Genomic DNA, 12,988 nt, shown 5'->3' with positions numbered 1-12,988 from the left:
CTCACCACTCCGGAGCGGGCGGCTCGCTGGCGACATGTCTTGGGCTCGGATAGCCGGCATCTGGTGCTTGCGCAGTCGAGCGCTTCGCTGGATTTTTCGAGCCGACCATGATCTCGAGGCCCAGCACACCGAAGAGCGCAAGCAGCTGCTCCAGGCTCACCGAGCCGGGGTTGAGCTCCATATGGGACATGCGGCTCTGGCTGATGCCGAGCCGCTCGGCCAGCTTCACCTGAGAGATGCCTGCTTCCTTGCGGGCCGCCTTGAGAAGCACGCCGAGCTGCGATGGAACCGAGAGGACTTGCTGCATGGCAACACCAACGTAATGGGTAACCTGCAGTTTACCAATATGGTGGGTATTGGTCAAAATACCCGCCAAATAGGTAATTCTAAAGATACCCATGCCATGGGTATCTTGTCTGCCAGAGCGCCTACCGGCCCAGGAATTCGATCGCCCTGGGTACGAAGTCGGCATGGAACTGGAACACGCTGCCATGGCCGGCATCGGGATAGATGAAGAGCGTGCTGTTCGGAAGCCGCCGAGCCAGTTCGTGCGAATTCGACGTCGGGACCATCCGGTCGTCGTCGCCGTTGACGATGAGCACCGGCTGCCTGACTGCCGAAAGATCGACGGGCCTCTTGCGGCCCCAGGCCTTCAGTGCCCGCAGCTGCGCCAGGTATGCGGCGATCGTGATCTTCTTGTCGCGGTGGTCCGAGCGTTCCTTCAATCGCGCGAGAAAGGCCTTGCCGGCCTCGATGGCGCCCGGCGTGCGCGTGAAGAACAGGAACTGCTTGGGGTCCTGGCCGGTGACGAGGCCCCGCAGCAGGTCCCAGTGCGACACCCTGGCCACCGTGCTGATGCCCTTGCCGCCCGCGGGGCCGGTGCCCGCGAGGATCATCTTGCGCACGAGCTGCGGCTCCTTAAGCACGATTTCCTGGGCGATCATGCCGCCCATCGAAAAGCCGAAGAGGTCGACCTGCGCGAACCCCAGCGCCTTGATGAACGCGATGGCGTCGTCCGCCATCTGTTCCATCGAATCGGATGGCGAGCCGCTCGACGCGCCGACGCCGCGGCTGTCGAAGGCGATCACGTGGTGCTTCGCGGCGAGGCCGTCCATGATGCGAGGGTCCCAGTTGTCCAGGACGGCCGCGAGGTGAACGAGGCACACCACCGGGGTTGCACCATTGCGCGCTCCCAGTTCGCGGTAGGCGAAGTCCACGCCACCGGCCGAGATGGACTTCGTGGGAACGTCCGTCCAGCGGTGCACTCAGGCCACCTGCGGAAGGTAGCTGGGCCTCGGCGCCGTCATCCCAAGCTTGACTTGCTGGGTGAGCTCATCGGCCAGCACCTCGTCGAGATTCGATTCGAGCCCGTCGAGCGCACGCTTCACGATCAATTCGGGGCTCGTCTTCGGCACATCGAACCCGCGCGTGAGGTCGGTATCGACATACGCCATGTGCAGCGCGAGCACCTGCGTCTTCTGCGCCGCCAGTTCGCTGCGCAAAGCATTGGTGAGCGACCACGCGGCCGACTTGCTTGCCGAATAGGCCGCCAGCTCGCCGCCGTTCACCCAAGAGGCGATCGACAGGACGTTGAGCAGCGCGCCGCCGCCGTTGGCCTTGAGAATCGGCGCGAAGGTCTTGCTCATGCGCAGCACCGCAAAGAAGTTGGTCTCGAAAATGCGGCGTGCCGTGTCTTCGCTATCGTCCGCGAGAAAGCCTCCGGGCTGGGCGATGCCGGCGTTGTTGACGACCAGCGTCACATCGGGCGCTGCCGCCGCGGCGGCCGCCACGTCGTCCGGATTGTTGACGTCCAGGCGCAGCGCCTGGACGCCGGGTTGCGTCACCGCCGCAGTGTCGCGTGCGCCCACGTAGACCTTGCGGGCGCCGCGGGCGAGCAACTCGCGCGCGAACGCCAGGCCGATGCCGCGGTTGGCGCCCGTGACAAGGGCGACGGAATTTTCGATCTTCATGAGGAGTCTCCAAAAAAAGAAAGGGACAGGAAATGAACGGGGCTCACTTGAGCTTGACGACGACCTTGCCCTTGGCGCGGCCCGCTTCGACATAGGCCAGGGCTTCATTGGTGGCGTCGAACGGGAACACCCGGTCCATCACGGGCCGGATGGCACCGGCCTCGATGAGGCGCGTGATCTCGCGCAGCTGGCTCCCGTTCGCCTTCATGAAGAGAAACGAGAAATCGACGCCGCGGCTTCGGGCCCTGCGCCGGACGCCTGCGCTCAACAGCCGCATGACCAGCTTCACGAAACCGGGCGCGCCGATCTGCTTGCCGAACTCGGGATCGGGTGGGCCGGAGATGGTGATGAGCTTGCCGCCGCGCCTGAGCACGCGCAGGGATTTCTCGAGCGTCTTGCCGTCCTGGCTGTTCAGGACCACGTCGTAGTCGCGCAGCACATCCTCGAAATCCTGCGTCCTGTAGTCGATGGCGACATCCGCGCCCAGGCGCTTCACGAGCGCGACATTGGTCGGGCCTGTGGTCGTGGCGACGGTGGCGCCCAGGTGCTTGGCCAGCTGGATCGCCAAGGTGCCGACGCCGCCGGAGCCCGCCTGGATGAAGACCTTCTGTCCCTTCTTGAGCCCGGCCTTCTCGACCAGCGCCTGCCAGGCCGTCAAGGCCACCAGCGGAATGGACGCGGCTTCTTCCATCGTCAGGCCCTGCGGCTTGGGCGCGAGCGATGCCTCCTTGACTGCGACGAACTCGGCGAAGGTGCCGATCCGGAAATCGTCCGCCCGCGCATAGACCTCGTCGCCCGGCTTGAACTGCTGCACGCGCGGGCCGACCTTGGCCACGACGCCAGCCACGTCATGGCCCAGCACGAGGGGCAGGCGGTACGGCAGGATGAGCTTGAACTCCCCATCCCGGATCTTGGCGTCCAGCACGTTCAGGCCGGCGGCATGCACCTCGACCAGGACTTCGTCGTCGCGCAGTTCCGGCATCGGCACGTCTGCCGATCGCAGCGCCCCCTTTTTGGCGTATCGATCGAGAACAAATGCTTTCATGATCTTCCTTGTTCCTGGCGTATCCAGGTCTGTGAACGGCCCAGCATGGGCACACCGATGTAGCCGCGCACGCTGAGCTTCTTGCCGTTGTCGGTCAGGCGCACGGTGCTGCGATAGACCTTGCCGTTGTCGGGATCGAGGATCTGGCCGCCGGCATATTCGTCGCCGTCCTTGCTCAGGCCGCTGAGGATCACCAGCCCGACGACCGGTGCGTTTCTGTTGGCGCCTTCGCACTTGTCGCAGGTCGGATTCGGGTCTTCGTCCGGGGCCGGGAACACCTTCTCAATCTTTCCCTGGAGAACGCCATTCGATTCGGTGAGGCGGATCAGCGCGCGCGGCTTGCCGCTGACGTCGTCGACGTTCTTCCACAGGCCAACGGGCGATGTCTGGTCCGCCCGGGCCGGCATCGCCGTGAGCGCTGCGGCCACGGCGAGGCCCTGGAAGGCGAGCGAGACAAGGAGCGGGAGCGCGCGGGGGCCGCCGGCCGGGCGTCGTTCATGTCGCATGATAGTCATCATATTTGTGGGCGAAAGAAGGGATGCGTGTCGCGGTGGCGGATTCAGGCCGGAGCCAGGTGCTTCAGCGCGGCCTCGCACAGGCCGTCCGACAGCGCCGGATCGTCGACCGCACGCGCCAGCAGCAAGGTGCCCACCATGGTGGCGACGGTCACGAGTGCGCGTTCATGTGCGGCGGGCTGCCCCCAGTCGGGCGACTGGCGCGCGGCGAGATCGATCATTTCCTTGACGTGCCGGGTGGTCACCCGGCGGACTTCGGCGGCCTGGCGCGGCGTTTCCGAGCCCAGCGCGGCCAGTGGGCATCCCATTTCCGCGTGTGCCACGTGTTCCGGCGAGAGATAGGCGCCCAGCATGGCGGCCAGGGCCTGCCCGGGGGGGGCCTCGGAGGCGACCTTCGCCACCGCGGCCGCCGATTCCGCGCAGGCCCGGCCCGCGGCTTCGGCCAGCATGGCCTCGCGCGACGGGAAGTGGGCGTAGAAGGCGCCATGGGTCAAGCCGGCTTCCTTCATGATGTCGGCCACGCCGGTGCCGTCGTAGCCGCTGCGCCGGATCGCCCGGGCAGCCACGGACACGATGCGCTCGTGCGAGGCCTCCTTGGCCGCTGCCCTGACGCTGTGCTTTGTATTTCGCATGATGCGTATCATACATTTTATTAGGCAAGACGCAAGCGCGCAGGGTCGATCCGGCCATGGCCGCAGCAGGGGTGCTGCGGCAGAACGTTCGTGCGCGCCGCTCGGTCATGCGCCCGGCCCGAGCGGCGCAGCCGGAATCGCCAGGCGGAATGTGGACCCGCCGGTGCCCGTTTCGTGCAGCACCACGTCGCCGCCATGGCGGATCGCGATCTCGCGCGACAGGTGAAGCCCCAGTCCGGTGCCGGCCACTGCGCTCGCGGTTTCGGCACGGAAGTATTTCTCGAAGATGCGGGCCGCATCGGCCGGTGCGACCCCGGGCCCCCGGTCGATCACGTCGACCTGCACGGTGTTGTCCGTCTGCCGCAGCACGACATGCACCGGTTGCTCCGGCGGCGAGTACTTCAATGCGTTCTGCATCAGGTTCTGCAGCGCGATCTCGAGCAGCGCCCGATCGCCGCGCACCCTGGACAGGGGCTCGTGCACGTCGAGCACCAGGCGCGAAGCGCCGGGAAAGTGGAAGCTCTCGCACAGGCCGCGCGCGAGCGCCGCCATGTCGAGGGCTTCGATGCGAAGCGTCCGGTTCTCGGGCTGGAGGCGGTCGGCCAGCAGGATGTTCTCGATCAGCATGGTCAGGCGCTGCACGGCGCGCCGGATCCGCTCGGTGCGCTGCTTCACTACGGGCTCCGTGCCGAGCTTCGAGATGTCGAGCGATTGCGCCGCGCCGTCGATCACTGTCAACGGCGTGCGGAACTCGTGCGACACCATGGAGACGAACTCGCGCTGCTGCGCGATCGCCTGGCGCTCGACCTCGAGCGACTCGCGCAGCCGGGCTTCGAGGCGGGCACGGGCCGCGATCTCCTCATGCAGCGCGGCATTGGTCTGCTGCAGTTCGGCGGTGCGCCGCGCGACCGTGCCTTCGAGCGCCTGTTCGGCTTCCAGCCGCACCGCGAGCACACGCTCGCGCTCGGCGCGGAAGTCGCGCTCGGCGCGACGCGTCCGGTCGGCCACGGCCACGTTCAGCAGGATGAGGTGGAACATGCTGCCGAGCCAATAGATGCGGTCGGGCGCCACGCCGGGCACGCGGTCGCCGAACCAGAGCTTCAACAGCCCGTAGAGTCCCAGCACCGTTCCCACCGCGAAGGCCGAGGCCGGAAGCAGGTACTGGAACTGGCGCCGCACGAAGAGCAGGTAGCAGACGAAGACCGCGCCGAACAGCGTGGATGCGGTGCTGCCCGCGCTGACCCAGGTCGCGATGGCGGCGTGATGGCCAGCCAGGGCCAGCACGAATGCAGCGAAGTTGAACACCACGACCGCACTGAAGAAATATGCCGCGGGCGGCCAGTGGCGCCGGAACTGGAAGATGCGCGACATGAACGCGGTACCCACCATGTTGAAGAAGCAGTTGACGGCCAGCAGCGTCTGCGCAACGCGCTCGGGGCGATCGTCGAGGAACCACTGCGCGGCGAACCCCTGGCGGTTGACCGACAGGGCCGCGATGCAGAGCACGTAGAGCGCGTAGTGGGCGTAGAGCCCGTCCCGCAGCCAGGCCCCGAAGATCAGGTTCATGCAGACGGCGAGCAGGGCGGCGCCGAGCAGCACGCCCATGGTGGCGTAGTCGGCCGTGCGGTCGCGCTCGAAGCCGAGGGGCTGCCACAGGTCCAGTTCGGCCCGCAGCGACGGCCCGTCGTTGCGCAGCCGCAGGAAATAGACGGCCGGCTCGGTCGGCAGGTCGAGCGGGAACGCGAAGTTGTGGTCGGGGATCTCGCGCGCCGCGAACGGGCGTGCGTCGCCGAGCGGCGTCTCGACGAATCCGCCGCGCCCGTCCGGCGCATACAGGGTGGCTTCGTGGATGCGCGGCGGTCGCACGCGCAGCAGCCATCGCGCGGGCGCGTCGGCCGTGCGCGCGAGCGAGAAGCGCAGCCACACCGCGTCGCGGCCGAAGCCTTCCTGCACCGGCCCTTCGAGCGGCGCGAAGCCGCTTCGCTGCGCACCGCGCGCGACGTCGGCAATGCGCCACCGGCCCGAGGGATCGCGCTGGATCTCGAGGGCTCCGGAGAGTTGCACGCCGCGGCCGAGGCCGTCGGATGCCGACAGGACCAGCGCCCTGGCGGGCATCGCAAGGCACCCCAGCAGCAGGCACAGAAGAACGAGCAGGCAGCCTGGGCCTGCCCGGGTGGTTTCGACGTCGAGGCGCATTGGGGCGCGACTTTATACTTTCCGCGCCATGCCATCCCCGAGCCCGCGCACCGGTCTTCGCATCCATGTGATCGAAGACGACGAAGACATCCGCACAGAAACCGTCTTCGCACTCGGAGAGCTCGGCTTCGACGCGGAGGGCTTCGGCGATGCCCCGTCGTTCTACAAGGCGTTCGCGGTCCAGCCCTGCGACATCGCGGTCGTGGACATCGGACTGCCGGGCGAGAGCGGCCTCGCGGTCGTTTCACACTTGCGCGCGGTGCAGCGACGGCTCGGGTTGGTGCTGGTCACCGCGCGGGGCAAGCTCGAAGACCGGCTGCTGGGCCTGCGCGAAGGTGCCGACGCCTACATGGTGAAGCCGGTGAACATGCTGGAACTGGCCGAGACGCTGAATGCGGTCGGCCGCCGGCTCACGGCCGCACCGCAGGGGAACGCAGTGCCTGCGCCGTCCGAACCCGCCGCCTGGCGCCTGCTCGAAGGCGACTGGATTCTCGGCGATCCCGAAGGCCGGCAGATGGCGCTCACGACCAGCGAGCGCGCCTTCCTCGGCTGCCTGTTCGGGCAGCGCGGCACAGCGGTGAGCCGCGACGACCTGATCCGCGCGCTCGGTGGCGACGTGTTCGATTTCGACGAGCACCGCATCGACGCGATCGCCAGCCGGCTGCGGCGAAAGGCCGCGAAGCTCGGCATGCGCCTGCCGTTGCATTCGGTGCGCGGCAAAGGCTACGTGCTCGCGAGCTGACGCCCCTTGGGTGCCGGGCGCACGGGCCAGGCGCATGGTGAGGAACCGTCAGAAAAGGTCAGGAAGGGCACATGAAACAAATGGTCGGGACTTGCACCATGCGGCACGCGCCATGTGCCGCATCTTCATGTCCTACTGGCTCCAATCTTCCACCGAGCGTGCGCACATCCTGGTCATCGACGACAGCGTCGAGGAGCTCCAGGTGTTGCTTGCCGCGCTGCGCCGCGTCGGCCACCGCATCAGCCTTGCCTTCGACGCGCTCGAGGGCTACCGCCGCGCCGGGGTGCTGCAGCCTGACCTGATCCTGCTCGACGTACACCTGGGTGCCACCAGCGGCTTCGAGGTGTGCCGGCTGCTGAAGGCGGACCACGCCACCGCGCACATCCCGGTGATTTTTCTCACCGCCGGTGCCACGCTCGAGGAGCGGCTGACCGGTCTGCGAGAGGGCGGCGTCGACTACATCCTCAAGCCCTTCGAACCCGAAGAGGTGCTGGTTCGCGTCGCGGTCCACCTCACGCTCGCACGCCGCGGCACGCAACCGCCGGCGTCCGAAGACGACGAACCCCACGACCTGGACCGCGTGATCGTCACGGCCGCGCAGCGGCTCATCGAGGGCGACCTTGCGAACGTGCCACCGCTGCCGGCGCTCGCCGCGCGCGTGGGCACGCACGAGAAGCGGCTGACGCGGGCATTCCGTGCGCACACGGGGCGGACCGTGCTCGAGTTCGCGCGCGAGGCGCGGCTGCTGCGCGCGCAGCATCTGCTCGCCCAGACGCCGCTCGGCATCGAGGAGTTGGCACATGCGATCGGGTTCTCGAGTGCCGCGAATTTCACGACGGCATTCAGGGAACGCTTCGGCAGCACGCCCGCGGCGTATCGGCGGCTGTATCGCGGCTCCGTGTGCGACGCCTGAAGCGCTGCGTTCCGCTCAGCCAGCGCAGCGCTTAGGCGGAGCAGGCCGGGGCTTCGGGGACCTGCACATTCAAGAGCAGGGCGACGGTGCCGGCCAGCCCGCAGAATGCAACCAGTTCGGCCATGCCGTGTTCTCCGAAATGCCGCTGTACTTGCCCGAACACTTCGTCCGCGACGCGGTGGTGTTCGGTGAGCGCCAGGAAGAACCGGCCTGCGGCCTCCACGGGTCCGCCATCCTCTGGAATCCTGCCGGCCGCAATCGCCTCGACCATCTCCGGCGAAAGTCCGGCCGACAAGGCCTTGGCTGCGTGGGTCTCCCATTGGTGGCGGCACTGCTGCCTGTGCGCGGTCATGAGAAAGACCGCTTCCCGCACCCGCTGCGGCAGCGTGCCGGTCCAAAGCTCGGTCGAGAGTTGCTCCAGAAGATCGGCAATTCGGGGGCTCCCCAGCAGCGGCAGGTAGGGGGCCGGCACGCGACCGCGCCGCCGTTCGATCAGGTCATAGGCCGCGCGCTGTTCCGCGGAGCGCGAGGCCTCGGCCGGCGCAGGGAAACGAGGGGCTGCATGCGGGCCTGCGGGCGTCGTCTCAGGCATTGGGCTTGATGTTGCCGGCCTTGACCACGGCGGCCCATTTCTCGATCTCCTGGCGGATGCGGGTCCTGAACTCCTCGGCGCTGCTGCCGACCGGCACGAAGCCGAACTCGACGAGCTTCTGATGCAGCGGGCCCGCGCGCACGGCCTGGGCCGCGGCGGACGACAGCCGGGACACGGTGTCCGGCGCCAATCTGGCCGGACCGATCAAGCCGAAGATCGGCGTGGCGTCGACGCCGGGCAGCCCGGCTTCCTGCATCGTCGGCGTGTCGGGCAGTTGCGCGGCCCGGCGCATTCCGGTGACTGCCAGGGCGCGGACGGTGCCCGCGCGGATGTGGTCGATCATCGTGGGGACCGTGGTGAACCCGAACTGGACGTGGCCCGCAAGCAGGTCGTTCAGCACGGTGCTGCCGCCCCGGTACGGCACGTGGTTGATGTCGATCGCGGCGGCCTTGCGCAACTGCTCGCCGGCCAGATGCGGCGCACTGCCGACGCCGGCCGATCCGTAGTTGAGACTGCCCGGCTTTGCCTTGGACAGGGCCACGAACTCCTTCAGCGTCGCTGCGGGAACCGCGCTGTGCACGATCAGCACCAGCGGCGCCGATGCCATGAGCGAAATCGGCGCGAAGTCCTTCTCGGTGTCGTACGGCAGCGCGCTGCCGAAAAGCCCGGGGTTGATCACGAACGCCGTGTCGACGAAGCCGAGCGTGCGGCCGTCCGGTGCCGCGGTGGCGACGGCACGCGTGCCGATCTGCGTGCCGGCACCTCCCCGGTTGTCGACGATCACCGGCGCCGCGACGGCGGGCTCCAGGGCCTGCGCCATCAGGCGGCCGAGCGTGTCCGTGGCGGCACCCGGAGGGTAGGGCACGATGAGGCGGACCGGCGTCTTCGTGTCGGCGAGCGCGAGGCGGCCCGCGCCGAGCGACCCCACCAAGGAAAGCGCGGCGCCACCGAGGATCAGTGATCGCCTTTTGTGCATGGGCATTTCAGTCTCCAGAGAACAAGGTCTAGATGCGGCGCACGAAGCCGCTGTCGAGCAGCGCTGCTTCCGGGTCGGCGCCCAGCCCGGGCCGGTCCGTCAGCTGGAAGGCGCCGTCGATGCAGGGCACGGTGTCGCCGTAGGGCGTGAAGCCGAGATCGCAGAAGAGTCGCTCCACATGCACTTCGTCTTCCTGCGCTGCCAGCACGTGCAGCGTGGCCAGCAACCCGGGGCCGAAGAAGGCCGACTGCGGCGCGCAATGCACGGCGCTGCCGGCACACTCGCGCGAGAGCCGCAGCAGCGTGGTGACGCCGCCCGATTTGATCGCGCAGGGCTGCAGGTAATCGACGGCCCGGGCTTTCGCCATGACGCTCAGTTCATGCACGCTGCTGGCGTTCTCGCCGGCGGCGGTCGGCACGCCGGTTCGAACGCGCAGTGCACGAAGCGCTTCGAAGTCCTCCGGCGGCCAGAGCGGCTCCTCGATCCAGTGCAGGCCGAAGGCCGACATCCTGGCCACCACCTCGTCGGCCTGGTCGACCGTCCAGGCGCAGTTCGCGTCGACCATCAGCGGCATGTCCGGGCCCATCACGCCGCGCGCAGCGGCCACGGCCTCGGGTGTCTTCTCGTGCAGCTTCACCTGTTCGAAGCCGGCCGCCAGCGCACGCTCCACATTCCTGGCCACCAGCGCCGTGTCGCCGTAGTACTGAAGCAGCGACGCGTACGCGGGCAGGCGGGTGCGTCGCGCGCCGCCGAGCAGCTCGTGCAGCGGCACGCCGGCGATCTTCGCCCTCAGGTCCCAGATCGCGATGTCGAGGCCGCTCAGCGCATGCAGTACCGGCCCCGAGCGGCCCATGTTGTGCAGCGTGCGTTCGAGCGAAGCCATGAGCCCGGGGTCCGCCGCGTCCCGGCCTGTCGCAAGGGGGGCGACCCGGCCGCGAAAGATCGCCGAGAGCGCGTCGAGTTCGGCGCCATACGATTCGCCCCAGCCGACCAGGCCGTTGTCGAGTTCGACGCGCACAAGGCCGCTGTCCAACGTGGTTCTCGGCCGCCCGGCGAACAGCGGTGCCGGTGCGCCGTGGTCGAAGGGCAATCGAAGCTGGAGGCAGTCGATCGATCGAATGGTGGTGGACATCAGGCTTTCTTTGATCAATTGGTAGCGCTACCAAAAAGCCAATGGTACGGCCGTATACGGTCCCACGTGTGCGGGTTTCTATCTAGGCGCTCTCGCGCGTCACGATGGAGAAGCCCACGTCGACCTTGGTTTCTCCGACCTCGAGGCCTTCGCTGCGGCTCACGATGAACCGAGCCGCGAGCTGGCCGATGCGCGTGCTGTCGATGCGCACGGTGGTGAGCGAGGGCGACACGTCCGCCGCGAAATCGAGGTCGCCGAAGCCGACCACGGCGAGGTCCTGCGGCACGCGCAGGCCGCGCGCCGCGGCCTCGGTGACGACGCCGAGCGCCAGCACGTCCGAGCTGCAGAAGATGGCGTCGGTCCCGGGCTGATGCCGCAGCATCTCGCCCAGCGCCTGGCGGCCGCTGCGCACGGTGGCCGGCGCCACCACGGTCTCGATCTGTACAGCGACCGCGCGCCTGCGCGCCGGGCCGCGCAGCGCCGAGTCGACGAAAGCACCGGCCCGCCGGGCCGCGCGCTCGTGATTGCCGCCGATGAACCCCAGGCGACGACGGCCGCGCTCGATCAGGAACGTGGCCACGGCGGTCGCGATGGCCTCGTGCGAGAAGCCGACCAGCATGTCGATCGGATCCTGCACCATGTCCCAGGTCTCCACCACGGGAATGCCCGAGGCCACCAGGCGCCGCCGGCCGGCCGCAGAGGGCACGACGCCGCCCAGCACGATGCCGTCGGGCCGGCGTCCGATGATGGCGTCGAGCAGGGCGTCCTCCTCCTGCGTGCCATAGCCGCTCTGGCCCAGCATCAACTGGTGGTCGCGGGCCGCGAGTTCGGCGATGAGGGACTGCACCATTTCCTGGAACACCGGCCCGGCAATCGAAGGAACGACAGCCGCGACCAGGCGGCTCCGCTGGGAGGCCAGGCTTCCGGCCACCCGGTTGGCGACGTAGCCTGTCGACTCGACTGCCGCGCGAACCTTCGCGAGGATGGCGGCCGAAACCTGCTCGGGCGCGTTCAGCGCGCGCGACACGCTCATCGCGGAGACGCCCGCCAGGCGCGCGACTTCGAGCAGGGTGATGCCGCCGGCGACTCTTCCGCGGCGCGGCGGCAGAGGCGAGGGCGCGGAGCGTCCTGCTGCGGCAGGTTGTTTGTTCGAAGGGGGCGGCATGGACAGTGGCAAGGGCGCGAAAAGCTTAACCTGATTCCCGGTGCGGGCCCCGGAAGGCGCCAGCCCCGGCCGTTATAGTCCGCTTCCAACCATGACCGATCGTCCTTTGCAGCCTCGCCATCTGAGCGTCACCGTGATGGACGTCGCCAAGCTCGCGGGCGTGTCGGCGATGACGGTGTCGAGGGTCTTCAATGCGCCCCACTCGGTCAACGCCAAGACGCTCGCCAGGGTGCAGGCAGCCGTGGCGTCCACGGGCTACGTGCCGAACCGCGGCGCGGGCGGGCTGCGCTCCGCCAGGACACGCCTGGTATCGGCGGTGGTGCCGACCCTGTCGGGGCCTGTCTTCCTCGACACCATCGAGGCGCTGAATTCCCGGCTCCAGCAGCACGGCTACCAGCTCATGGTGGGGCAGAGCGGCTACAGCACTTCGACGGAGGACGACCTCGTGCGCGACATCATCGGGCGCCGGCCCGACGGCATCGTGCTCACCGGCGTCGTGCACAGCGAGCCCGGGCGCCAGCGGCTCCTCGCGGCGGGCATTCCGATCGTCGAGACCTGGGATGTGGCGCTCGATCCGATCGACATGCTGGTCGGCTTCTCGCACGAGGCCGTCGGCCGCAGCGTCGCGGAATACCTGCTGCAGAAGGGTCGCCGGCGGCTCGCCCTGATCGGCGGCGACGACCCCCGGTCGGTGCGCCGAGCGGAAGCGTTCACGGCGATGGCGCAGGCCCAGGGCGCCGTGGCCCCGATCGTGCATCTCGTCCCCGCGCCGACCAAGCTCAGCGACGGCCGGCGCGCCCTGCGCTCGATCCTGCAGTCCAACCTGCCGGTCGACGGGGTCTTCTGCAGTTCCGACATGCTGGCGCTGGGCGTGCTGACCGAAGCGCGTGCCGCCGGCCTCGGCGTTCCCGCCGATCTTTCGGTCGTCGGCTTCGGCGACCTGAACTTTGCGGCAGACCTGGATCCGGCGCTGACCACCGTGCGGATCGACGGGCGGCGCATCGGCCAGATCGCGGCCGACTGCATCGTCGAGCGGGCCGCGGGACGGCGTCCGCCGGAGCTGATCGTCGACGTGGGCTTCACGATCGTTCGTCGGGCGAGCGCCTAGCG

The 12,988-nt window shown here is 68.6% G+C and carries 14 protein-coding genes; 3 read left to right on the top strand and 11 right to left on the bottom strand.

Going from position 1 to position 12,988, the window contains the following annotated elements; all coding sequences use genetic code 11:
- Position 1: 1 nt before the first annotated feature.
- The 7 genes from ACAM54_RS30315 to ACAM54_RS30285 form a co-directional block, all read right to left on the bottom strand.
- Positions 2–307, bottom strand: a complete 306-nt coding sequence (locus tag ACAM54_RS30315; protein ID WP_369651870.1) for a helix-turn-helix domain-containing protein — start codon at positions 305–307, stop codon at positions 2–4.
- Between the two features lie 121 nt (positions 308–428).
- Positions 429–1,265, bottom strand: coding sequence for an alpha/beta fold hydrolase (locus tag ACAM54_RS30310; protein ID WP_369651278.1), 837 nt, complete (start codon positions 1,263–1,265; stop codon positions 429–431).
- Positions 1,266–1,970 carry an SDR family oxidoreductase gene (locus ACAM54_RS30305; RefSeq protein WP_369651279.1) on the bottom strand — a complete coding sequence of 235 codons (705 nt, stop codon included), beginning with the start codon at positions 1,968–1,970 and terminating at the stop codon, positions 1,266–1,268.
- 43 nt (positions 1,971–2,013) lie between these two features.
- Entirely contained in the window at positions 2,014–3,015 is a 1,002-nt protein-coding gene (locus ACAM54_RS30300) for an NADP-dependent oxidoreductase (RefSeq protein ID WP_369651280.1), read from the bottom strand.
- The gene (locus ACAM54_RS30295) at positions 3,012–3,533 is read right to left on the bottom strand and encodes a DUF2147 domain-containing protein (protein ID WP_309935250.1); all 522 of its coding nucleotides are present in this window, start codon (positions 3,531–3,533) and stop codon (positions 3,012–3,014) included. Before ACAM54_RS30295 ends, ACAM54_RS30300 begins: the two co-directional genes overlap by 4 nt.
- Before the next feature lie 41 nt (positions 3,534–3,574).
- Positions 3,575–4,174, bottom strand: coding sequence for a TetR/AcrR family transcriptional regulator (locus ACAM54_RS30290; RefSeq protein ID WP_369651281.1), 600 nt, complete (start codon positions 4,172–4,174; stop codon positions 3,575–3,577).
- A gap of 93 nt (positions 4,175–4,267) precedes the next feature.
- Positions 4,268–6,358: a 7TM-DISM domain-containing protein gene (locus tag ACAM54_RS30285; RefSeq protein WP_369651282.1), complete on the bottom strand. Its 2,091-nt coding sequence runs from the start codon at positions 6,356–6,358 to the stop codon at positions 4,268–4,270.
- Between the two features lie 28 nt (positions 6,359–6,386).
- Here ACAM54_RS30285 and ACAM54_RS30280 point away from each other — a divergent pair, with 28 nt between their 5' ends.
- Positions 6,387–7,100: a response regulator transcription factor gene (locus tag ACAM54_RS30280; RefSeq protein WP_145746986.1), complete on the top strand. Its 714-nt coding sequence runs from the start codon at positions 6,387–6,389 to the stop codon at positions 7,098–7,100.
- 112 nt (positions 7,101–7,212) lie between these two features.
- The gene (locus ACAM54_RS30275; RefSeq protein ID WP_225613162.1) at positions 7,213–8,013 is read left to right on the top strand and encodes a helix-turn-helix domain-containing protein; all 801 of its coding nucleotides are present in this window, start codon (positions 7,213–7,215) and stop codon (positions 8,011–8,013) included.
- A gap of 31 nt (positions 8,014–8,044) precedes the next feature.
- Here ACAM54_RS30275 and ACAM54_RS30270 read toward each other — a convergent pair whose 3' ends face one another.
- From ACAM54_RS30270 to ACAM54_RS30255, 4 genes are all read right to left on the bottom strand, one after another.
- Positions 8,045–8,605, bottom strand: coding sequence for a carboxymuconolactone decarboxylase family protein (locus ACAM54_RS30270; RefSeq protein WP_369651283.1), 561 nt, complete (start codon positions 8,603–8,605; stop codon positions 8,045–8,047).
- Positions 8,598–9,587: a tripartite tricarboxylate transporter substrate binding protein gene (locus ACAM54_RS30265; RefSeq protein ID WP_369651284.1), complete on the bottom strand. Its 990-nt coding sequence runs from the start codon at positions 9,585–9,587 to the stop codon at positions 8,598–8,600. The genes ACAM54_RS30270 and ACAM54_RS30265 overlap by 8 nt, the downstream gene beginning before the upstream one ends.
- Before the next feature lie 22 nt (positions 9,588–9,609).
- On the bottom strand, positions 9,610–10,713 hold the full coding sequence (locus tag ACAM54_RS30260) for a mandelate racemase/muconate lactonizing enzyme family protein (protein WP_225613160.1): 1,104 nt from the start codon (positions 10,711–10,713) through the stop codon (positions 9,610–9,612).
- A gap of 82 nt (positions 10,714–10,795) precedes the next feature.
- Positions 10,796–11,878, bottom strand: a complete 1,083-nt coding sequence (locus ACAM54_RS30255; protein ID WP_369651285.1) for a LacI family DNA-binding transcriptional regulator — start codon at positions 11,876–11,878, stop codon at positions 10,796–10,798.
- Between the two features lie 91 nt (positions 11,879–11,969).
- Here ACAM54_RS30255 and ACAM54_RS30250 point away from each other — a divergent pair, with 91 nt between their 5' ends.
- Positions 11,970–12,986, top strand: coding sequence for a LacI family DNA-binding transcriptional regulator (locus ACAM54_RS30250; protein ID WP_145746990.1), 1,017 nt, complete (start codon positions 11,970–11,972; stop codon positions 12,984–12,986).
- Positions 12,987–12,988: the final 2 nt, after the last annotated feature.

The sequence above is a fragment of the Variovorax sp. V93 genome (assembly GCF_041154485.1).
Lineage (GTDB): Bacteria > Pseudomonadota > Gammaproteobacteria > Burkholderiales > Burkholderiaceae_C > Variovorax > Variovorax beijingensis_A.
This window is presented reverse-complemented; position numbering and strand designations above follow the sequence as displayed.

Bases quoted from the DNA above. Each gene is read 5' to 3' on its own strand.
- ACAM54_RS30315 (WP_369651870.1), bottom strand. From the start codon at position 307: ATGCAGCAAGTCCTCTCGGTTCCATCGCAGCTCGGCGTGCTTCTCAAG.
- ACAM54_RS30305 (WP_369651279.1), bottom strand. From the start codon at position 1,970: ATGAAGATCGAAAATTCCGTCGCCCTTGTCACGGGCGCCAACCGCGGC.
- ACAM54_RS30300 (WP_369651280.1), bottom strand. From the start codon at position 3,015: ATGAAAGCATTTGTTCTCGATCGATACGCCAAAAAGGGGGCGCTGCGA.
- ACAM54_RS30295 (WP_309935250.1), bottom strand. From the start codon at position 3,533: ATGATGACTATCATGCGACATGAACGACGCCCGGCCGGCGGCCCCCGC.
- ACAM54_RS30290 (WP_369651281.1), bottom strand. From the start codon at position 4,174: ATGATACGCATCATGCGAAATACAAAGCACAGCGTCAGGGCAGCGGCC.
- ACAM54_RS30285 (WP_369651282.1), bottom strand. From the start codon at position 6,358: ATGCGCCTCGACGTCGAAACCACCCGGGCAGGCCCAGGCTGCCTGCTC.
- ACAM54_RS30280 (WP_145746986.1), top strand. From the start codon at position 6,387: ATGCCATCCCCGAGCCCGCGCACCGGTCTTCGCATCCATGTGATCGAA.
- ACAM54_RS30275 (WP_225613162.1), top strand. From the start codon at position 7,213: ATGTGCCGCATCTTCATGTCCTACTGGCTCCAATCTTCCACCGAGCGT.
- ACAM54_RS30270 (WP_369651283.1), bottom strand. From the start codon at position 8,605: ATGCCTGAGACGACGCCCGCAGGCCCGCATGCAGCCCCTCGTTTCCCT.
- ACAM54_RS30265 (WP_369651284.1), bottom strand. From the start codon at position 9,587: ATGCCCATGCACAAAAGGCGATCACTGATCCTCGGTGGCGCCGCGCTT.
- ACAM54_RS30260 (WP_225613160.1), bottom strand. From the start codon at position 10,713: ATGTCCACCACCATTCGATCGATCGACTGCCTCCAGCTTCGATTGCCC.
- ACAM54_RS30255 (WP_369651285.1), bottom strand. From the start codon at position 11,878: ATGCCGCCCCCTTCGAACAAACAACCTGCCGCAGCAGGACGCTCCGCG.
- ACAM54_RS30250 (WP_145746990.1), top strand. From the start codon at position 11,970: ATGACCGATCGTCCTTTGCAGCCTCGCCATCTGAGCGTCACCGTGATG.